We start from the raw sequence: 21,184 nt of genomic DNA, 5'->3' as shown, positions 1-21,184 counted from the left end.
GACGAGGACGCTACGGATCTCGGCGGTCTCCGGGTCCCGGGTGGACACCAGCACATAGTGGGCGCCGGGCTCGCCGGCGTAGGAGATGTCGGTGCGGCTCGGGTAGGCCTCGGTCGCGGTGTGCGAGTGGTAGATCACCACCGGTTCCTCGTCGCGGCGATCCATCTCGCGCCACACGGACAGCTGCTCGGCGGAATCGAACCGGTAGAACGTGGGCGACCGTTCGGCGTTGATCATCGGGATGAACCGCTGCGGGTCGTCGGAACCCTCCGGCCCGGCGATCACGCCGCACGCCTCGTCGGGATGATCGGCGCGGGCGTGCGCGACCATCGCGTCGACGAGTTCCTGATCGATCTTCAGCATCGCTGTCCCGTTCTCCTTCGCAGACGCGTGGCCTGTACGGACACGTCGGATCGGCGACCGGTCGTCGCGCATGTCCCGAGAGGGAACGCCGGACCGCGAACGGCTATTCCTGATGTGGTTATGACCGGCGTCACCGAGGGGCAGGCCGGGGCCCGCGATTCAGGCGAACGCCGACGGCGCGGCTTGGGCGTATGTCGGTATCGAGGCCACCGACTCGGCGGCCAGCACAGCATTCACGATCGCCCGCTGGACGACATCGGCCGCACATCGGGACACCTCGGCGATGATCGCCGCGTCCGCGTGCATCCCGGGCGGCGAGGCGGTCGCCGGGTCGCTCGGCTCCGGTCGCACCGCGCCGGTTGCGACGGCGAAGATGGTGTCACCGTCGAGCGGCGAGTGGGCCGGGCGGATGGCCCGGCCGAGACCGTCGTGTCCGGCCATGGCGATGCGGCGGGTCATCGCCGCATCGAGCGCGGCATCGGTGGCGACGACCCCGATCGTCGTGTTCAGAACGGTGTGTTTCTCCGCGAGCTCGGTCAGGTACGCGATGTCGGCGGCCTCGGGACTTCTCAGGCCCAGTTCGGCCAGTTCGTCCTCGCCGAGGTCCCACGGCAGCCCGGTCTTCGGGTCGATGACCGCGCCGACCGGGTTGGCGACCATCAGCGCACCGACGGTGATGCCGGCTGCCGGACCGCTCTCGATCCTCACCGACGCGGTGCCGACGCCACCCTTGAGTGCACCGGCACGCGCACCGGCGCCGGCCCCGACACTGCCGACGGCGAAGTCGACCGCGGCCGCACGGACGGCCTCGGCTCCGAAGTCGGCGTCGGGCCGGTGATCCCACGCGCCGACCGGCAGATCGAAGATGACCGCCGCCGGGACGATGGGCACCACGTGTCCCCTGGTGTCCATGGGCAGTCCGACGCCCTCGGCCTCGAGCGCGCGCATCGCACCGTCGGCCGCCGCGAGGCCATAGGCGCTGCCGCCGCTGAGCACGATGGCGTGCGCGGTCTGCACGGTGTTCGACGGATCGAGCAGGTCGGTCTCCCGGGTGCCCGGGCCTCCGCCGCGCACGTCGACCGCCGCGATCGCGCCCGGCCCCGAGATCCTGACGACTGTTGTGCCGGTGGCCCAGCCGTGGCCGTCAGGTGCGTCGGCGGTTCCGGCGACCGCGGCGTCGGTGTCGACACGGTGCCGGTGCCCGACGGTGATCCCGGCGACGTCGGTGATGCGGTCCCCCGGGCGGGCGGGTCGTCCGATGGTGGTCACACCGGAGAACTGTAGGTCACATCACCGCTTCGACGAGCAGATCCTGCATCACGGTCAGCCAGTGGTAGACGTCGAGATGGGCGGCGTGCGGATGGTCGGGCGGCAACCGATCCGGGGTGTCCTCGGAGATGCCGAGCATCGCCCCGAGCGCGAGACGGACGTCGTTGAGCGCGGTGAGCCAGGCGGTCGCCTCGTCGACGGTGAGCGCGAGGTCGCCGCCCCCGTCCGGAAGCGTGCCGAGAAGCGTTTGTGCCGCACCGAGTTTGGCGTCGATGATCTTCGGCTCGTTCACGCTCCGCAGCGCCGAGTTGAGCCGGCCGTTGACCACTTCCGCGGAGAGTTCCTCGTCCTGATCCGGCCGGTGGAAGTCCGGCAGCAGACGACCGAGGGTGGCATCGTCCGGCGCATCGGAGTGGCCGACGCGGATGCCGGTGACCTCCGACAGCGCATCACTCGGCGCGGTGTCGGCACGTTCGGTGAGGAGCTCACACATCGACGAGACCAGCGACGCGAGCAACTCGGCCTCGTGCGAGTCGAGCTGGGAGACGATCCGGATCGCCTCGCCGCGGCCTTTGCGTTTCCAGGTGCGCACGCCTCAGTGTCCCCCCACCGTCGGGTCATCCCGGTACGAGGACGGTCCGAACCCGAGCCGCAACATCTCGGGCCCGGTCATGAATCGCGCTGCATGGTGGCCCACAGGCCGGCCGCGTGCAGTTTGCGCACGTCTCCCTCGACCTTGTCCCGATCGCCGCTGGAGACGACGGCCTTGCCTTCGGTGTGCACCTGCATCATGAGCTGATTGGCGTGCGACTCCGAGTAGCCGAAGATCTTCTGGAAGACGAAGGTCACGTACCGCATCAGATTGACGGGGTCGTCCCACACGACGGTCATCCAGGGTTTGTCGAGATCCGCCGCGCCGTCGGCCACTGCGGGTTCGGCAACCGCGGTACCGCCGGGGGTAGCCTCGTGCGCACGAGTTTCGTCAGGCGCCATGAGGACAAGGGTAACGCGATAGTGAGCATCGACAACACCGCGCTGCTGACCGACCAGTACGAACTGACCATGGTCGCGGCGGCTCTCCGACACCCGGTCGCGCACCGGCCATGCGTGTTCGAGGTGTTCGCCCGCCGGCTTCCCGACGGTCGTCGGTACGGCGTCGTCGCGGGTACCGGACGTGTCCTCGCCGAGCTCGCCGAGTTCCGTTTCGGCGACGAGGAGATCGCCGTCGTGGAGCAGTTCCTCGACGCCGAGACCGTCGCGTGGTTGCGCGACTACCGCTTCTCCGGCGACATCGACGGCTACCGCGAGGGTGAGCTCTACTTCCCGGGTTCCCCGATCCTCACCGTCCGGGCGTCCTTCGCCGAGGCGGTCCTCCTCGAGACGCTGATCCTGTCGATCCTCAACCACGACAGCGCCATCGCCTCGGCCGCTGCCCGAATGGTGAGTGCAGCCGGGTCCCGCCCGATCATCGAGATGGGCTCCCGGCGCACGCACGAGCGCGCCGCCGTCGCCAGCGCCCGCGCCGCCTACCTCGCCGGTGTCGCCGCGACGTCGAACCTCGAGGCGAATCGACGGTTCGGGGTGCCCAGCGCGGGCACCGCCGCCCATGCCTTCACCCTCGGCTTCACCGGGCCCGACGGCCCCGACGAGAAAGCCGCCTTCGCCGCACAGATCGAGGCGCTCGGCATCGACACCACTCTGCTGGTCGACACCTACGACATCACCCGGGGCGTGCGGAACGCGATCGAGGTCGCCGGCCCCGAGCTCGGCGCGGTGCGCATCGACTCCGGCGATCTCGGCGTGCTCGCGCGTCAGGTGCGCACGCAGCTCGACGACCTCGGCGCGACGAACACCAAGATCGTGGTGTCCGGCGACCTCGACGAGTATGCGATCGCCTCACTGCGCGCCGAGCCGGTGGACAGCTACGGGGTCGGAACCGCACTGGTCACCGGCAGCGGCGCACCGACCGCCGGCATGGTCTACAAGCTCGTCGAGGTGGACGGACTGCCCGTCGCCAAGCGGTCGAGCCACAAGGAATCGCGCGGCGGGGCCAAGGCGGCCGTGCGGGCCGCACGGGGCAGTGGGACCATCGTGGAGGAGATCGTCTACCGAGCCGACGGGCCGCGCCCCGAGACCGAGGGTGGTCTCCACCTCCGGGATCTGCAGATCCCGCTGGTCCGCGGCGGGGAGCCGGTGGCATCGCTGCCGTCGCTGACCGACGCGCGTGCCCACCTCGCGGCAGGGCTGGTGAGTCTGCCGTGGGAGGGCCTCGGCCTCTCGCACGGAGACCCGGCGGTGCCGACCCGCTACCAGCTCGGCTGACGAGCACACCCTTCGATCCGCCAGGGAGTACCTGATGAGCAGCGAACGCAGCGACGGCACCAAGCCGGCCGACGCGTTGGTCGTCGTCGACGTCCAGAACGACTTCTGTGAGGGCGGCTCCCTCGCGGTCAACGGCGGTGCCGCCGTCGCCCGGGCGATCACCAAGATCCTCGACGAGTACCGGACCGTCGTCGCGACGCGCGACCACCACATCGATCCGGGCGCGCACTTCTCCGACGAGCCCGACTATGTCGACACCTGGCCGCCGCATTGCGTGGTCGGCACCGACGGCGTCGCATTCCACCCCGAATTCGATTCCGCCGCAGCGCAAGAGGTCTTCTCCAAAGGCGAGTACGACGCCGCGTACTCCGGTTTCGAGGGGGTCACCGAGGACGGGACCACCCTCGAGCAATGGCTGCGCGACCACAAGATGTCGTCGATCGACATCGCAGGCCTGACCACCGATCACTGCGTCCTCGCCACCGCACTCGACGCGGTGAAGGCGGGCTTCACGACCCGGGTGCTGCTCAACTTCACCGCGGGTGTGGGTACGGAGACCACGTCCGACGCGCTGTCGAGCATGCGTGAGGCCGGGGTCGAACTCGTGGGCGATCTGCTCTACGACGGCTCGTACGGCACGGGTTAGTCCCCCGAGGGAACCGCAGAGGCCGCGGATCCGTCTGAAACCACACACCCAGCTCGCCCATCTCGAACGAGGACCCCGGAACACCACATGCCGAACACTCCCCCGGTGACCGAACTGCTCGACACCGCGGTCTCCGCGCTCGGCGGCCGTCGACGCGACGGTCAGGTCGCGATGGCCTCCGCCGTCGCACACGCCATCGACACCGGCGAGCATCTCGCCGTGCAGGCCGGCACGGGTACCGGAAAGTCGCTCGCGTATCTAGTACCGGCGATCCGGCACGCCGTGGAGACCGGCCGGACCGTCGTGGTGTCGACGGCGACCATCGCGTTGCAGCGGCAGCTGATCGAACGCGACCTCCCCCGTCTCGCCGGGGCCCTCGCCAAGCCGATCGGCCGCAAGCCGACCTTCGCGATCCTCAAGGGCCGCGGAAACTATCTGTGCCTCAACAAGATCCACTCGGGAACAGCCGACGAGCCGGACACCGAGTTGTTCGATCCGTTCGAACTGTCCCGCACCGGACGCGAGGTCACCCGGTTGCGCGAATGGAGCAGCGACACCGAGACCGGCGACCGCGACGACCTCGTCCCCGGTGTCGCCGACCGTGCCTGGCGCCAGGTCAGCGTGTCCGCGCGCGAGTGCCTCGGCGCCGCCAACTGTTCGTACGGCGAGGATTGCTTCGCCGAGCAGGCCCGTCGACAGTCCGGCAAGGTCGACGTGGTGGTCACCAATCACGCATTGCTGGCCATCAATGCGACGAGCCCGGCGAACGTGCTCCCCGAACACGACGTCGTGATCATCGACGAGGCCCACGAACTCGTGGACCGGATGACCTCGGTGGCCACCGACGAACTGTCCACGTCCTCGATCGCACTCGTCTCCCGGCGCGTGGGCAAACTCGTCGACGAGGAGACGGCCGACGCGCTCCTCGGCGCCGGTGAGCAACTCGGCGAGCTCCTGGAGACCGCCCCGAAGACGCAGTGGACGCAGCTGCCTTCCGACGCAACCTCCGTGCTGGTGATGTTGCGTGACCGGCTGTGGCAGACCCGGACCGCGATCGGGCCGGCGCGCGCACCCGGAGTCGGCGACGACGGCGCGGCCGCCGCGCGCTCGGCGGCCCTCACCTCGCTCGAGGACATGCACGACACGGTCGTGCGCGTCCTCGGCGCCTTCGACGAACCCGACGAGTCCAAACGGCGTGACGTCGTGTGGGTCGGCCTCGACACCTCCCGGCGGGGTGCCGAACCCCGGCCGGTGCTGCACATCGCGCCGCTGTCGGTCGGCGGCCTCCTGCGGGCGTCGCTGTTCTCCAACTCGACGGTCGTCCTGACCTCAGCGACCCTGACGATCGGCGGCTCCTTCGACGCCCTGGCCGCGACATGGGGCCTGCCCGCCTCCGGACGCGGCACCGATCGTCCCGCCGCCGACGAGCCGGGCGACGACCCGACCACCGATCCGGCGGCCTCGCGCAACATCACCGCCAGCGGCAAGGCGGTGCCCTCCGACACGGGTTCGGCGCGCTGGACGGGCCTCGACGCCGGCTCCCCCTTCGACTACCCGAAGTCGTCGATCCTCTATGTCGCCCGACACCTGCCCCGTCCCGACCGTTCGGGCATCGCGCCACGCACGATGGACGAGATCGCCCAGCTCGTCGACGCCGCCGGGGGTCGCACGCTGGGACTCTTCTCGTCGATGCGCGCCGCCCGCGAGGCGGCCGAGGCCATCCGCGAGCGCTGTGAGTACCCGGTGCTGTGCCAGGGCGACGACACCACCTCGACGCTGGTCAAACGCTTCGCCGAGGACCCCGAGACGTGCCTGTTCGGCACGCTGTCGCTGTGGCAGGGCGTCGACGTGCCCGGCCCCTCGCTGAGCCTGGTGCTCATCGACCGCATCCCGTTCCCCCGCCCCGACGATCCCCTGCTGACCGCCCGGCAACGCGCGGTCGACGCCCGGGGCGGCAACGGCTTCCTGTCCGTCGCGGCCAACCATGCGGCGCTGCTGCTCGCGCAGGGTGCGGGCCGATTGCTGCGTTCGGTCGACGACCGCGGCGTCGTCGCGGTGCTCGACTCCCGCCTGGCCACGGCGGGTTACGGGGGTTATCTACTCGCCTCGCTGCCGCCGATGTGGCGGACCACCGACCCCGCGGTCGTCCGCTCGGCGCTCAGCCGACTCACCGCGGCACCACGCCCGGTGGGCTGATCGGCCCGCGAGGAGCCACCCGACACGAGGACCGCGTACGACAAGACAATCGGCTACGCGGGGCACTAGGTTGGGTAGCGGTGATACCAACGCAGGCGAGACCGACAACGCACCCTGGCCAGTCGCAGGAGCTGACGAGAGGAGGCTTCGAGTGATCGGGCGCATGGGTATCGATGACATCGCACCCCTCGTCTCCGCAGGGCAACAGCCCGCGAAAGCCGTTGTGGGAGAGTTCTTCCCGGTCAGCGCCACTGCATGGCGCGAAGGTCACGACGCGATCGGCGTCACCGTGCACATCGAGGCACCGCAGCGCGGAACCCTCGACATCCGCATGACGCCGGCGCCCGAACCGGACACGTTCAACGCCGCGTTCGTCCCCGACGCTGTCGGGTTCTGGTCGTACCGCATCGAGGCCTGGAGCGACCCGTACACCACCTGGCGGTCGGCGGTCACCAAGAAACTCGACGCCGGTCAGGGCGCCGCAGACCTGGCCAACGACCTCGAGATCGGCGCCCGCATCCTCGAGCGCGCCGCCGAGGACATCGTCGACGAGAACCGCGAACTCCTGCTCGACGCCGTACGTCTGCTCCGCGCCCGACGCCGCCGGGTCGAGAACCGGGTGAGCCTGGCGATCTCCGAGGAGGTCGTCGAACTGCTCCACGACAACCCGGTCCGCGAGCTGGTCACCAAGAGCCGCACCTACCGCGTGTGGGTCGACCGCACACGCGCTCTCTTCGGGTCCTGGTACGAGTTCTTCCCCCGCTCCACCGGCGGCTGGGACGGCGAGGGCAACCCGGTGCACGGCACCTTCCTCACCGCCGCCGAAGACCTCTCTCGCATCGCCGGGATGGGCTTCGACGTCGTCTACCTCCCGCCGATCCATCCCATCGGCGAGGTCAACCGCAAGGGCCGCAACAACACGCTCGTCGCCGGGCCGGACGACGTCGGCTCGCCATGGGCCATCGGGTCGAGAGACGGCGGCCACGACGCGATCCACCCTCAGCTCGGGTCCGAGGAGGACTTCGAGTACTTCGTCGGGCGCGCCCGGGAACTGGGCCTCGAGGTCGCCCTCGACCTCGCCCTGCAGTGCGCACCCGACCACCCCTGGGCGACCGAACACCCCGACTGGTTCTTCATCCAGCCCGACGGCACGATCGCCTACGCGGAGAACCCGCCGAAGAAGTACCAGGACATCTACCCGCTCAACTTCGACGACGACCGCAACGGCATCTACCGCGCGGTGCTGAAGGTGGTCCTGCACTGGGTCGGCCTGGGCGTCAACATCTTCCGCGTCGACAACCCGCACACCAAGCCGCCGAACTTCTGGGAGTGGCTGATCAGCGAGGTCAAGAAGCGGAACCCGGACGTGCTGTTCCTGTCCGAGTCGTTCACCCGGCCGGCGCGCCTGTACGGGCTCGCCCGTCTCGGGTTCACCCAGTCCTACACGTACTTCACCTGGAAGACGGAGAAGTGGGAACTCGAGCAGTTCGGTCGTGAGCTGGCCGAGCACGCCGACGAGGCGCGCCCCAACCTGTTCGTCAACACCCCGGACATCCTCCACGAGAGCCTGCAGCACGGCGGCCCGGGCATGTTCGCGCTGCGCGCCGCCCTGGCCGCGACCCTCGCCCCGACCTGGGGTGTCTACAGCGGCTACGAACTCTACGAGCACGTCGCGGTCGCCGAGGGCAGCGAGGAATACCTGGACTCCGAGAAGTACGAGCTGCGCCCGCGCGACTACAAGGCGGCGACGAGCCGCGGTGAGTCGCTGGAACCGTGGATCACCTCGCTCAACGAGATCCGCCGCCGGCACCCCGCCCTGCAGCAGCTGCGGAACATCCACTTCCACCACGTCGACAACCCGTCGCTCATCGCCTACTCGAAGGTCGATCCGGTGACCGGCGACCGCGTCGTGGTGGTCATCAATCTCAACCCGTACGCCGCCGAGGAATCGACCGTGTGGCTCGATCTGCCCAAACTCGGATTCGAGTGGTACGACCACTTCTCGGTCCGCGACGAGGTGTCCGGGGAGGAGTACTGGTGGGGGCAGGACAACTACGTCCGGCTCGAGCCGTGGCGCGCGGTCGCCCACATCCTTGCCCTGCCGCCGCTCGATCCCGCCGCCGCCGCGCGACTCGCCTACCGAATCCAGTGAGGTGCCCGTGACCGATCGTCAGGATCCCGAGTCCCCCACCGCCCCGGAGCCGCCCGCAGGCGCCGACGCCGCAGGTTCCCTTCCGGACCCGAAGGCGAACGATCACGACCTGCGCCGCCTCGACGCGCTGACCCATCCGGAGCCGCACGCGTTCCTCGGGGCGCACGACGCACCGGGCGGAACCACGATCCTGCGCACCCTGCGACCCGACGCGCTGTCGGTGTCCGCGGTCATCGGCGGCGTCGATCACCCGATGACCCGCCAGACCGACGACCTGTGGGTCGTCACCGTCCCGATCGCCGACCTGATGGACTACCGCTATCGGGTCGTCTACCCCGACGGTTCCGGCGGCACCGCCGAGTTCGTGGTCGCCGACGGCTACCGATTCCTGCCGAGCCTCGGCGACATCGACATCCACCTGTTCAGCGAGGGCCGACACGAGGCGCTGTGGGAGGCCCTCGGGGCCCGCATCGTCTCGTACACGACCGCCGACGGCGAGGTCACCGGCACCGCGTTCTCGGTCTGGGCACCCAACGCGCACGGTGTCGCCGTCATCGGGGACTTCGACCGGTGGACCGGCCGCGTGGCACCCATGCGCAAGGTCGGGGTCAGCGGCGTCTGGGAGGTGTTCGTCCCCGACGTCGGCGACGGCGCGCTCTACAAGTTCCGGGTGCACGGCGCAGATGGCGTGATCCGCGACAAGGCCGATCCGATGGCCTACCGGACCACACCCCCGCCGTCGACCGCGTCAGTCGTCACGCAGTCGCAGTACGTGTGGTCCGACGATGCCTGGATCGCGCGTCGGGAGGCCTCCTCGCCCGAACGCGAGCCGATGAGCGTCTACGAGGTGCACCTGGCGTCGTGGCGTGAGGGCCTGGGTTACCGCGAACTCGCCCATCAGCTCGCCGACTACGTCGTCGAGAAGGGCTTCACGCACGTCGAGTTCCTCCCGGTGGCCGAGCATCCCTTCGGTGGTTCCTGGGGATACCAGGTGACGTCGTACTACGCGCCGACGGCCCGGTTCGGAACCCCCGACGACTTCCGCTATCTCGTCGACCACCTGCATTCGCGTGGCATCGCGGTGCTCGTCGACTGGGTGCCGGCACATTTCCCGAAGGACGAATGGGCACTGGCCCGCTTCGACGGCACCCCGCTCTACGAGCACGCCGACCCGATGCGCGGCGAGCAACTCGACTGGGGCACCTACGTCTTCGACTTCGGCCGTCACGAGGTCCGCAACTTCCTCGTCGCCAACGCGCTGTTCTGGTTCAGCGAGTTCCACATCGACGGACTGCGCGTCGACGCCGTCGCGTCGATGCTCTACCTGGACTACTCACGCCCCGACGGACAGTGGCGGCCCAACATCCACGGCGGCCGCGAGAACCTCGAGGCGGTACAGTTCCTGCAAGAGACCAACGCGACGGTCCACAAGCACTTCCCCGGCGTCATCACCGTCGCCGAGGAATCCACCGCCTGGCCGGGCGTCACCCGGATGACCGATCTCGGCGGCCTCGGTTTCAGCTTCAAATGGAACATGGGCTGGATGCACGACAGCCTCGACTACCTGTCGCGGGACCAGATCCACCGCAGCTTCCATCACCACGAGATCACCTTCTCGCTGATGTACGCGTGGAGCGAGAACTTCGTGCTGCCGCTGTCGCACGACGAGGTCGTCCACGGCAAGGGCACGCTCTGGACGCGGATGCCCGGCGACTCCTTCACCAAGGCCGCCGGCGCACGCGTCTACCTCGCCTACATGTGGTCGCATCCCGGCAAGCAGCTGCTGTTCATGGGCCAGGAGTTCGGGCAGGTCGGCGAGTGGGCCGACAACCGCAGCCTCGACTGGCATCAGCTCGAGGGTTGGGAGGGCGAACTGCATTCCGGGATCTCGGCGCTGGTCACCGACCTGAACCGGATCTACCGGACATCTCCTGCTCTCTACACCCAGGACATCACGCCCCTCGGCTACGAGTGGATCGACGCCAACGACACCGCGAACAACGTGATCAGCTTCCTTCGGTTCGGGGAAGATGGGTCGGTCGTCGCCTGCATCTTCAACTTCTCCGGCTCGGACCGCGTCGACTACCAGGTCGGGCTGCCGCAGAGCGGGGTGTGGGAGGAGATCCTCAACACCGACGCCGACGCCTACAGCGGCGCCGGCCGCGGCAACCTGGGAGCGGTGACCGCCGACGGACCGTCGTACCACGGCCGCCCCACCTCGGCCCGGGTCATGCTGCCGGCCAACTCCGCCATCTGGCTGGCACCCCGCCGCTCGTAAAACCACCACTTATGGACAAACCCAGCACCACAAAGGGTGCTGGGTTTGGCGAAAAGGGGTGGGTCTGCGGTCAGTAGAGCGCGCTGGCCAGCTTCCGTCGAGCGGAAACCACGAATGGCTCCGCCGGATCGAAAAGCTCGAACAGCTCGAGCAACCGCGTCCGAGCGCGGGTGCGCTCCTCGCCGTTGGTCACGCGGACCACGTCGATGATGCGGTCGAAGGCCGCCTCGGGCTGCTGCGACAACAGCAGGACGTCCGCGGCCGCCAGCTGGGCGTCGAGGTCGCGCGGTGATGCGGTCTCGACGATGCTCGGGTCGTGCGCCTGCGCGCGCAGGATGAACTCGAGGTTCCGCGCCGCCGACACCGCTTCGACGTTCTCGGGTTCGGCCTCCGCGACGGCGCGGTAGGCAGCCAGCGCTCCGTCGAAGTCGCCGTCGTTGAGCTTCTCCTCGGCGGCGAGCATGCGCGGATCGGTCTGCTCGGGCTCGGGCGCCGCACCGGTGGGGGCGTCCGGCAGCGCATTGCCGACCTGGGCGAAGATCTCCTCGATCCACGCGATGATCTCGGCCTCGGATCGGACCCCGTTGAACGCGGTGACCGGCTGTCCCTGCACGATCGCGACGACCATCGGGATCGACTGCACCCGGAAGGCCTGCGAGATACGGGGATTGGCGTCGACGTCGACCTTGGCGAGCACCCAGCGGCCCCCGGACTCGGCGGCGAGACGCTCGAGAACCGGCGAGAGCTGCTTGCACGGCCCGCACCATTCGGCCCAGAGGTCGACGACGACGAGCTGTTGCATCGACCGGTTGAGGACCTCGGCCTCGAAGGTCTCCTCGGTGACGTCGATGACGCTCGCACCGGCCGCAGCCGGGGGCGCGGTAGGGGGCGGCGTGCCGGGGCCCGGACTCTGATCCGGTTGCGCCTGCGCGCGCTGGGTGGCCTGGGCCCGCTGCGACTGAGCGCGTTGGGCTTCGGCCCGTTCCTTGATTCCGCCGAGATCGACGGCACCGGTCATGGCCATGGCGGCAGCAGCCTGCTGACGGGCCGCCGCGGCGGCCTGCTGACGATTGGTTGGTCGCGTCACTCCTCTAGTGTGGCACGACCCCCCGGGCTCGACGACCGAGGTTCGCCCAGCGCGGACACCGGTCGTTCACGCGGACGGACGACACCGGCGAAGAACACGGCGAGCAACAGTGCGGCCAGAGCGGCGAGCAGTCCGGTGTCGAGACTCGTTCGGCTGCTGATGAACCCGACGACGGCCGGACCGGCGAGCATGCCGAGATACCCGCAACCGACGACGATCGAGATCGTCCGGCCACCCGCGGAATCGGTGAGGTTGCCTGCGGCGGTGAAGATCTGCGGGATGAGGCCGGCCAGTCCCAGTCCGAAGACCGCCCATCCGGCGACGGCGAGTGCGGGTACCGGGGAGACGATCGCCATCGTCATACCGGCCATGCCGACGAGTGCGCCGACCCGGAGCACACGGACCGCACCCACCGCGGCCACCACCGGGTCGATGACGAATCTCGCGATGGTCATGGTCGCGCTGAAGGCACCGAAGGCGATCGCACCGATCGCCTCGCTGGTCCCGTGGCTCTCGACGATGTGCAGGGCGCTCCAGTCGTAGGCGGTGCCCTCGGCGAGCATCAAGCCGAAGGCGACGACCGCCAGGAGAACTAGCCGACGCCGGTCGATGCCATGCCACCACGCCCCGGTGCCGGAGTCCGACGAAGTGTTCGAGGAGGGGCTCGCCGCGGGTGTCCGGTCGTGCCCGGCGAGGTGACGCGCCACCGCGGCGACCACCACGAAACCCGCGATCGCCGCACACGCGACGGTCGGCACGACCCCGACATCAGCCCACAGCGTCGCGGCGACCACGCCGGAACCGACGAGGCTGCCCGCCGAGAAGAACCCGTGGAACGACGACATGATCGGTCGGCGGTAGGCACGTTCGACCGCGACCGCCTGGGCGTTCATCGAGACGTCGAGGCACCCGTTCGCGAAGCCGAACGCGGCGAGGGCGGCGCCGAGCGTGAACGTGTCCACCGCCAGGACCGGCGTGATGATGACACCCGACAGGAGCAGGGCGCCGCCGACGGTCAAGGGCTTGGAACCCCAACGGTCGATGAGGGGTCCGCACACCTGCATCCCGACGAACGCGGAACCGCCGAGAAGCAGCAGCAGACCGCCCAGTTCGTCGTGTCCGACGTCGGTGCGTTCGCTGATGACGGGGATGTGTGCCACCCACATGGCGGCGAGGAAACCGTTGAGCGCGAAGACCGTGGCGACCGCCCGCCGGGAGCGGCGGAGTTCGGTCGCGAGGTGCACCTGCACTCAGGAGCCCGAACCCAGGTGACGCTCCACCCGCTCGACCTTCCCCGTCAGTTCGCCGGTGTGCCCGGGACGGATGTCGGCCTTGAGCACCAGACCCACCCGCGGCGCATGCGCGGCGACGGCATCGATGGCGGCTTTGACGACCGCCATCACCTCGTCCCAGTCGCCCTCGAGGTAGGTGAACATCGACGTGGTCTGATGCGGGACCCCGGAGGCACGGACCACCTCGACGGCGGCCGCGACCGCCGCACTCATCCCGCCGTCGTCGTCGACGGCGGTTCCGCCCGAGGGCGTGAGGCTGAATGCGACGATCACTGGACTACCTCCGGATCAGGCGGTCGGATCAGGCGGGGGCCTGCCGCGGCGCTGGGTCAGCCGACAGCTCGGCGAGGTGGCCGTTGCGCTTGACCCACCACTCGAAGACGATCGTGCCGAAGGGCGGGATGCTCGAGACGAGGGCCAGCAGGGTCACGATCGGGATGCCGATGCGACGCCCGCCGAGCGGGATCTCCCACTTCACGGCGTTCCACTTGAGCTGGTACGCGGTGATCAGGGCGACGATCACGAAGATCACGAAGACGGCACCGTGGGTCGCGCCGGGAAGTGCGATGGCCTCGGGGTCGTCGTTGACGCGCTTGAGGACCATCCCGACGATCAGCCACGCCCAGGTGATCGCCTCCGCGACGGCGACGAGGCGGAAACGCTTGGCGGGCGTGCTCAGGTCGAAGAAAGACAGCATGTTCCCCATTGTGCCTGCCGGAGGAGCCTTCTACGACAAAGTGTCGTAGAAGTCTCCTTCAGCGGATGTGTCAGGCCTTCGGGACACGGACGATCAGGGCGTCGCCCTGGCCGCCGGCACCGCACAGTGCGGCCGCACCGACGCCGCCGCCGCGACGCTGCAGCTCGAGGGCGAGATGCAGGGTGATGCGGGCGCCGGAGGTGCCGATCGGGTGTCCGACCGCGATCGCGCCACCGTTGACGTTGATCTTCTCCTCGTCGACGCCGAGCTGCTGGGCCGAGGCCAGGCCGACCGCGGCGAACGCTTCGTTGATCTCGATGAGGTCGAGGTCGGCGGGGGCGATGCCCTCACGGGCACAGGCCTTGGCGATCGCGTTGGCCGGCTGCGCCTGCAGGCTGGAGTCGGGACCCGCGACGACGCCATGGGCACCGATCTCGGCGAGCCAAGTCACGCCCAGCTCCTCCGCCTTGGCCTTGGACATCACGACGACCGCGGCGGCACCGTCGGAGATCTGCGAGGAGTTGCCGGCGGTGATGGTGCCGTCCTTGCGGAACGCGGGGCGCAGACCCGACAGCGACTCGGCGGTGGTGTTGGCGCGGATGCCCTCGTCCTCGGCGAACTGGATCGGGTCACCCTTGCGCTGCGGGATCGACACCGGCACGACCTCGTCGTCGAACACGCCGTTCTTCCAGGCGGCGGCGGCGAGCTGGTGGCTGCGGGCGGCGAACTCGTCCTGCTGTTCGCGGGTGAAGCCGTCCTTGTCGTTGCCCTGCTCGGTGAGAGCCCCCATCGGCTGATCGGTGAAGGCGTCGTGCAGTCCGTCGAACGCCATGTGGTCGACGAGCTCGGTGTTGCCGTACTTGAATCCGCCGCGGCTGTTCGGCAGCAGGTGCGGGGCCTGGGTCATCGACTCCTGGCCGCCGGCGACGACGACGTCGAACTCACCGGCGCGGATGAGCTGGTCGGCGAGCGCGATGGCGTCGATGCCCGAGAGGCACATCTTGTTGATGGTCAGGGTCGGGACGTCCCAGCCTATACCGGCCTTGATCGCGGCCTGACGAGCCGGCATCTGACCTGCCCCCGCGGTCAGCACCTGGCCCATGATCACGTACTGGACCTCCGAGGCCGGTACCCCGGACTTCTCCAGGGCGCCCTGGATCGCCACCGCCCCCAGGTCGACGCCGCTGAAGTCCTTCAGCGAGCCCAGGAGACGGCCGAAAGGAGTACGTGCGCCGGCGACGATGACCGTCGTGTTGTCAGCAGTCGAGGACATGGAAAGGAACCTCCGGGGGTGGTCGTGCGAGGGGCTACCGAGCGCCCGCTCTGTGCGCTCTACCCCTCAACGCTACCGTTGTGACATGAGCACCTCTGCATCTGACCCCAGCACTTCCCCCGGCGCGACCGCGCTGATCTCCGACCTCGTCGTCGCGATCGACCACGTCGGTATCGCCGTTCCGGACCTGGACGCTGCCAAAGAGTGGTATGCGACACACCTCGGCTTCGAGACGCTCCACCAGGAGACCAACGCCGAGCAGGGTGTCGAGGAGGCCATGGTCGGCCCCGCCGGCGGGGGCGCCGTCATCCAGCTCCTCGCCCCGCTGAACGAGGAGTCGACGATCGCGAAGTTCATCGGTCGCAACGGACCCGGACTGCAGCAGCTCGCGGTGCGCGTGACCGACGTCGACGCCGTCATGGCCCGCCTCACCGAGGCCGGCGTCCGCGTCCTCTACCCCGCCGCCAAGCGGGGCACCGCGAACTCGCGCATCAACTTCGTCCATCCCAAGGATGCGGGCGGCGTCCTTCTCGAGCTCGTCGAGCCGGCCGCCGACGCAGCGCACTGATCGTCTCCCCGCTCCACCTCGGCCCAAACCCGTTCGGCCGCTGACGAAATCCTCCCGGTTCGGGCTCGGCCCGCACGCTGTGACGAACCCCGCTGGCGGCGCGTGGACACCCGAGCGGTAGTCCACGCGCCGTTACCGAAGACACCGTCGCCGACAAGGCCGACACCGCACCCCGCCCGACTCCGACCGGGCTTCGACGTCCGGGCGTCTCGGATACACTGGCCCGCATGCCAGGTCCCGCACGGCAATTGCCCTTCGCGATCGTGATGCGCGGTTATGACCGTGAGCAGGTCGCCGACCATCTCCAGCGACTCGATGCCGAGTTGCGGGTTCTCGCCGCCGATCGCGACGCCGCCACCGCCAACGCCCACGAGCTCGCCTCCCATCTCGAAGAGGCGCGCGACGAGATCGCCGAACTCCGGCGCGAGATCGACAAACTCTCGGTGCCGCCCACCACCGCTCAGGGGATGAGTGAGCGCCTCTCACGCATGCTCCAACTCGCCTCCGACGAGGCCTCGGAGATGCGCGCCGAGGCATCCGCCGAAGCCGCCGAGACTCTGTCGATCGCACGCCAGGAAGCCGCCGACATGCGCTCCGAGGCGGCCTCCGAGGCCGAGCGGATCCGCAGCAAGGCGCAGGCGGCGGCGAAGAAGCTCGTCGACGAGGCCTCGGCCCGCGCCCGCCAGGTCAAGGAGACCGCCGCGGCCAACGAGTCCGAGTCGGCACGCCTCATCGCCGAGCGCACCGCGGCGATGGAGGCCGAGCACACCAAGACGATGAAGGCGGCCAACGACGAGGCCCGCCGCATCGTCGAGAAGGCGAAGGCCGAGGTCGCCGAGCTCGAGGCCGTCAGCGAACGCGAACGCGCCGCCGAACGCGAACGTCACGATGCCGAACTCGCCGACCAGCGAGAGCGCGCACTCGACGAGGCCAACCACATCAGGCAGACCGCGCTCGACATCGCCGGCGAACGCCTCAACCGGTCGCGCGATATGGCGCAGGCGGCCGACCGCGCGCGCCAGGAGATCGCGGCCAACCTGGGTCAGCTCCGCGACAAGCTCGCCGAACTGCCCGAGTTGCTGGCGCAGCCGGAGGACTCCGAGTACGAGGTGCTCTCCGACACCGACGATCTCGAGCTGCTCAATCGCAAGCTGTCTCCGGAGGCCCGCGCCAACGCCTGAGCGGCGTTCCGCGGGTCAGGGGCCCGCAGTCGTCAGTCGGTGATTCCCGGCCGGAAGCTCCCAGGTCGGCTCAGAAGAGCCGGAACTCCGTGCTCTCCGCACCGCGAAGGGCTTCGTAATCCAGTACGACGCAACGGATTCCACGGTCTTCGGCGAGGGTTCGCGCCTGTGGCTTGATCTGCTGCGCGGCGAAGACACCGGCCACCGGGGCCAGTGTGGTGTCGCGGTTGAGCAGTTCCAGGTAGCGGGTGAGCTGCTCGACGCCGTCGATCTCGCCGCGTCGTTTGATCTCCACGGCCACCGTGGCGCCCGTGGCGTCGCGGCAGAGCAGGTCGACCGGTCCGATCGCCGTCATGTACTCGCGGCGGATGAGGGTGTGGCCGGGCCCGAGGGTCTCCACGTGTTCGGCGAGCAGTTCTTGCAGATGCGCCTCGACGCCGTCCTTGACCAGACCCGGGTCGATGCCGAGTTCATGCTGTGAGTCGTGCTCGATCGACGCGATGGTGATCCGCAGTTCTTCGCCGGCCTTGTTGGTAACGACCCAGTAGGCCTCCGCCTCGGTGCCCTCGGGTACGGCGGCCTCGGTGAGCCAGCACGGCGGGCTCATCCAGTTCAGCGGCTTGTAGGCGCGGTCGTCGGCGTGCACGCTCACCGACCCGTCGGACTTGACCAGCAGCAGACGCTTGGCCATGGGCAGATGGGCGGTCAACCGCCCGACGTAATCGACCTGACACTCCGCGATGACGAGACGCACGAGCCCACCCTAGGGCATCGGCTACACCGTCCTCACGCCCCCGCGCCGGTGTCCCCGAGATCCCGCGACGGGCCCTGAGGAGCGTCCGGAGCCTGCGGAGGACGCCCCCCTACCGCCCCCTGAGGAGCGACCGGAGCCTGCGGAGGACGCCCCCTACCGCCCCCTGAGGAGCGACCGGAGCCTGCGGAGGACGCCCCCTACCGCCCCCTGAGGAGCGACCGGAGCCTGCGGAGGACGCGTCTCGAAGGGTCATTGGTCGTAGTAGTGCTTGAGCATGAAGGTCTCCGCGTCGATGACCGCATCCTCCATCGTCGTGTGGACGTGCGGAAGGGTCGGATCGAAGCCCTTGAGGTCGACCGGCGCATCGGGATTCGGAGTGATCCACTCCTCGCGCTGCCGTTCCACACTGGCCCGAACGACGCCGTCGGGATCGACGAGCGCTGCACGACGACCACTGTCGGCGAGCAGTCGTTTGATGCTGAGCACCATGGTGCGCGCGACCGCGTCGATGACACCGAGTCGTGAGATCTCGACGATCACCACGGTGAAGTCGTCCATGTCGGCCACGAGCCGCCGGTGAACGCTCTCGGCCCCGGCGAAGGTCAGGTCGCCCTGCAACTCGTAGACGCGGATCCGGTCGCGGCAGGTGCGCAGATAGCTGCGCTCGCGTTCGCTCCACTCCGAGCTCACCGGGGTGTCGGTCAGGTCGTAGACCGTACGGATGGTCACCCGGCTCTCGCGGGTGACGTTGAACATGTGGAGGCCGAGGTCCTTCGACAGGTGCTGGCACGTCTCGACGCCGCGGACGCTGTTGCCGTGCTCGTCGAGTCGCGGCGAGTACACCCCGATTCCCAGCTGCCCCGGCAACACGGCGAGGATGCCGCCGCCCACGCCACTCTTGGCGGGCAGCCCGACCGAGGTGACCCAGTCCCCCGCCCCGTCGTACATGCCGCAGGTGGTCATCACGCTGAGCAGTCGCTGGGCGATCTCGTGGGTGAACACCAGACGGCCGGTACGCGGGTTGAGGCCGCCGTTGGCGATGGTCGCGCCGATGCCGGCGAGATCGTCGGTCGTCACCCGGATCGAGCACTGACGGTAGTAGAGGTCGATGGCCGCATCCGGATCGGTGTCCAGCGCACCGAAGCTGTCGAGCATGTACGCGATCGCGCGGTTCCGCGAGCCGGTGGCCGACTCGGAGGCATAGACCTCCTCGTCCATCGAGAGACGACGACCCGCACAACCCGAGTAGAAGTCGAGGATCTCGGCGAAGGCCGACTCGATGTCGGCAGCGGTCACGTCACGACTCGCCGGGAGCAGCATGGACGCCGCGAAGATGGCTCCGGCGTTGATCATCGGGTTCTTGGGGCGCCGGCGATCGTCGACGCTGATCTCGTTGAAGGCCTCACCCGACGGCTCGACGCCGATCTTGGCGTCCACCACGGCGACCCCGTGCTTTCGTAGGGCCATCGCGTACGTCAGGGGTTTCGACACCGACTGGATGGTGAAAGTCGTGGCGGAATCCCCGTGCGAGTACGTGTAGCCGTCATGCACACACATCGACAGCCCGTAACCCTCGGGGTCCACGACGGCCAGTTCGGGGATGTAGTCGGCGACGTGGCCGGACAGGTCGTCACGAACGTCGTCCATGATGTGGCGGAGGTAGCCGTCGACAAGGGATTCCATGGCCCAATCTAAGCGTGTCCAGCGCTGATCGGATAGCCGACGCGGCGGACGACGCGACGAGGCACACAACAGCCGGGAATCCGGCACAGACGTGACTAGGCTGGGGCGCAGTGAGTTCGCCCCGAGGAGACAGTTGGGAGCACCGATGAAGCTGCTCGTCGCATACATCGCCACCTCAGGCGGCGAGGACGCGGTGGCCCTGGGTGCGTGCCTGGCACGCACCTTCGACGCCGAACTCGAGATCTGCATCGTCATCCCGCCCGAACCAGCCGGGGCCGACGACGCCGTGGAGAGACTCTCCGACGCCCTCGACAGCGCGGCACGACGCTGGCTCGACGAGGCGGCCGCCCGTCTACCCGACGACATCGAGACCACGACAACCATCGCTGAGCACGCCAACCCGGCCGAGGGCCTCATCATCGAGGCCCGACGCACCAGTTCCGACATCCTCGTCATCGGCGGCGCCGGCGGAGGGATCAGCGGTCGGCACACGCTCGGAACGGTCGTCAACGACATCCTGCATTCGTCGCCCATCCCGGTGGCGGTCGCACCGCCCGGTTTCGCGCATCTCGGCGCCGACGAGGTCCGGGAGATCACCGTGACCATCGGCGACCGTCCGGGTGCGCCCCTGCTGTTCGAGACCGCCATCCGCAGTGGCATCCGAGCCCATCGGCCGATCCGGCTGGTGTCCATTCTCGCGATCGACGACATGCAGCCCTGGCGGAACGTCCCCGAGGACACCGCGATCGAATCTGCTCGCGCGCATGCCCAACGGGCTCTCGATGAGGCAAGAACCCAACTGCCGGAGAACTTTCCGGTTACCTCGACGGTCGCACAGGGTTCCACGATCGAGGAAGCGGTCGAGGCGCTCGAGTGGCACGACGGCGATGTGGTGATGGTCGGTTCGAGCCGGCTGGCCGCCCCGAACACGCTGTTCCTGGGCTCCACCGCCGCGAAGATTCTCCGCGCGGTTTCGGTACCGATGATCGTGGTACCCAAGGGCACCGACTGATCCTGCCGCCACCGGCGCCGGGATTTCGTAGAAGTAATGCGCGCTATTAGCGCAGTTTTTTCTACATCCTCGCCGGCCGGGGGTTCGGTGGAATGCATTGTGGCCCTACACGAACTGATGTCGTGTAGGGCCACAATGGGATGTTGTGTTCGGCGGTGTCCTACTCTCCCACACTGATTAAGGTGCAGTACCATTGGCGCTGGAGGGCTTAGCTTCCGGGTTCGGAATGGGGCCGGGCGTTTCCCCTCCGCTATGGCCGCCGTAACTCTATAAAACAACCAACAAACAGGTCATTTGTTTGTTTGTGTGTTGTTTCAGAAGTGTCATAGTGGATGCGAACACACCAGAAAAAGTTGTTCTGTGGTGTGTGGGTGTTGTTGGTAAGTCCTCGGCCGATTAGTACCAGTCACC

The 21,184-nt window shown here is 68.7% G+C and carries 19 protein-coding genes and 1 rRNA gene; 8 read left to right on the top strand and 12 right to left on the bottom strand.

All coding sequences use genetic code 11. The features are described from left to right. From LQD00_RS16410 to clpS, 4 genes are all read right to left on the bottom strand, one after another. A partial coding sequence (locus tag LQD00_RS16410) for a Mov34/MPN/PAD-1 family protein (protein WP_232718217.1) occupies positions 1–363 on the bottom strand: 363 nt, incomplete at its 3' end. 159 nt (positions 364–522) lie between these two features. Then, positions 523–1,632: a P1 family peptidase gene (locus tag LQD00_RS16405; RefSeq protein WP_232718216.1), complete on the bottom strand. Its 1,110-nt coding sequence runs from the start codon at positions 1,630–1,632 to the stop codon at positions 523–525. Positions 1,633–1,648: 16 nt separating this feature from the next. Continuing rightward, the gene (gene aosR, locus LQD00_RS16400; protein WP_232718215.1) at positions 1,649–2,224 is read right to left on the bottom strand and encodes an oxidative stress transcriptional regulator AosR; all 576 of its coding nucleotides are present in this window, start codon (positions 2,222–2,224) and stop codon (positions 1,649–1,651) included. A 77-nt stretch (positions 2,225–2,301) separates the two neighbouring features. Beyond that, entirely contained in the window at positions 2,302–2,625 is a 324-nt protein-coding gene (gene clpS / locus LQD00_RS16395; protein ID WP_040536833.1) for an ATP-dependent Clp protease adapter ClpS, read from the bottom strand. A gap of 21 nt (positions 2,626–2,646) precedes the next feature. Between clpS and LQD00_RS16390 the strand changes: the two genes are divergently transcribed. From LQD00_RS16390 to glgB, 5 genes are all read left to right on the top strand, one after another. Next, on the top strand, positions 2,647–3,954 hold the full coding sequence (locus LQD00_RS16390; RefSeq protein WP_232718214.1) for a nicotinate phosphoribosyltransferase: 1,308 nt from the start codon (positions 2,647–2,649) through the stop codon (positions 3,952–3,954). Between the two features lie 34 nt (positions 3,955–3,988). Then, positions 3,989–4,600, top strand: coding sequence for an isochorismatase family protein (locus tag LQD00_RS16385; RefSeq protein WP_232718213.1), 612 nt, complete (start codon positions 3,989–3,991; stop codon positions 4,598–4,600). A gap of 87 nt (positions 4,601–4,687) precedes the next feature. After that, on the top strand, positions 4,688–6,796 hold the full coding sequence (locus tag LQD00_RS16380; protein WP_232718212.1) for an ATP-dependent DNA helicase: 2,109 nt from the start codon (positions 4,688–4,690) through the stop codon (positions 6,794–6,796). A 151-nt stretch (positions 6,797–6,947) separates the two neighbouring features. Beyond that, positions 6,948–8,948, top strand: coding sequence for a maltotransferase domain-containing protein (locus LQD00_RS16375; RefSeq protein ID WP_232718211.1), 2,001 nt, complete (start codon positions 6,948–6,950; stop codon positions 8,946–8,948). A 1-nt stretch (position 8,949) separates the two neighbouring features. Continuing rightward, entirely contained in the window at positions 8,950–11,226 is a 2,277-nt protein-coding gene (gene glgB, locus LQD00_RS16370) for a 1,4-alpha-glucan branching protein GlgB (protein WP_232718210.1), read from the top strand. A 70-nt stretch (positions 11,227–11,296) separates the two neighbouring features. On the opposite strand, the gene LQD00_RS16365 is transcribed toward glgB, so the two are convergent. The 5 genes from LQD00_RS16365 to LQD00_RS16345 all read right to left on the bottom strand — a co-directional run bounded on the left by LQD00_RS16365 (position 11,297) and on the right by LQD00_RS16345 (position 15,575). Beyond that, positions 11,297–12,250, bottom strand: coding sequence for a tetratricopeptide repeat protein (locus tag LQD00_RS16365; protein WP_232718218.1), 954 nt, complete (start codon positions 12,248–12,250; stop codon positions 11,297–11,299). Between the two features lie 59 nt (positions 12,251–12,309). After that, on the bottom strand, positions 12,310–13,563 hold the full coding sequence (locus tag LQD00_RS16360; protein WP_232718209.1) for an MFS transporter: 1,254 nt from the start codon (positions 13,561–13,563) through the stop codon (positions 12,310–12,312). Then, entirely contained in the window at positions 13,564–13,878 is a 315-nt protein-coding gene (locus tag LQD00_RS16355; protein ID WP_232718208.1) for a thiamine-binding protein, read from the bottom strand. Positions 13,879–13,906: 28 nt separating this feature from the next. Further along, positions 13,907–14,302: a DUF3817 domain-containing protein gene (locus LQD00_RS16350; RefSeq protein WP_232718207.1), complete on the bottom strand. Its 396-nt coding sequence runs from the start codon at positions 14,300–14,302 to the stop codon at positions 13,907–13,909. 70 nt (positions 14,303–14,372) lie between these two features. Continuing rightward, positions 14,373–15,575 (bottom strand): acetyl-CoA C-acetyltransferase, encoded by a 1,203-nt coding sequence (locus LQD00_RS16345; protein WP_232718206.1) that lies wholly within the window; start codon positions 15,573–15,575, stop codon positions 14,373–14,375. An 85-nt stretch (positions 15,576–15,660) separates the two neighbouring features. Between LQD00_RS16345 and mce the strand changes: the two genes are divergently transcribed. Both mce and LQD00_RS16335 read left to right on the top strand, forming a co-directional pair. Continuing rightward, a complete protein-coding gene (gene mce, locus LQD00_RS16340) occupies positions 15,661–16,143 on the top strand; it encodes a methylmalonyl-CoA epimerase (RefSeq protein ID WP_232718205.1) in 483 nt (160 codons plus the stop codon). 227 nt (positions 16,144–16,370) lie between these two features. Continuing rightward, positions 16,371–17,324 (top strand): coiled-coil domain-containing protein, encoded by a 954-nt coding sequence (locus LQD00_RS16335; RefSeq protein WP_232718204.1) that lies wholly within the window; start codon positions 16,371–16,373, stop codon positions 17,322–17,324. A gap of 70 nt (positions 17,325–17,394) precedes the next feature. On the opposite strand, the gene nucS is transcribed toward LQD00_RS16335, so the two are convergent. Together nucS and glsA are read right to left on the bottom strand one after the other, a co-directional pair. Continuing rightward, a complete protein-coding gene (gene nucS, locus LQD00_RS16330; protein ID WP_006359593.1) occupies positions 17,395–18,078 on the bottom strand; it encodes an endonuclease NucS in 684 nt (227 codons plus the stop codon). Between the two features lie 249 nt (positions 18,079–18,327). Then, positions 18,328–19,761 (bottom strand): glutaminase A, encoded by a 1,434-nt coding sequence (gene glsA, locus LQD00_RS16325; protein WP_232718203.1) that lies wholly within the window; start codon positions 19,759–19,761, stop codon positions 18,328–18,330. 145 nt (positions 19,762–19,906) lie between these two features. Between glsA and LQD00_RS16320 the strand changes: the two genes are divergently transcribed. Further along, complete coding sequence (locus tag LQD00_RS16320; RefSeq protein WP_232718202.1) at positions 19,907–20,773, top strand: universal stress protein; 867 nt, start codon at positions 19,907–19,909, stop codon at positions 20,771–20,773. 147 nt (positions 20,774–20,920) lie between these two features. Here the strand turns inward: LQD00_RS16320 and rrf are convergent. Then, positions 20,921–21,037: ribosomal RNA gene (rrf, locus tag LQD00_RS16315) — 5S ribosomal RNA — on the bottom strand. Between the last annotated feature and the right edge of the window lie 147 nt (positions 21,038–21,184).

The organism is Gordonia metallireducens (assembly GCF_021245825.1).
Taxonomy (GTDB): domain Bacteria; phylum Actinomycetota; class Actinomycetes; order Mycobacteriales; family Mycobacteriaceae; genus Gordonia; species Gordonia namibiensis.
This window is presented reverse-complemented; position numbering and strand designations above follow the sequence as displayed.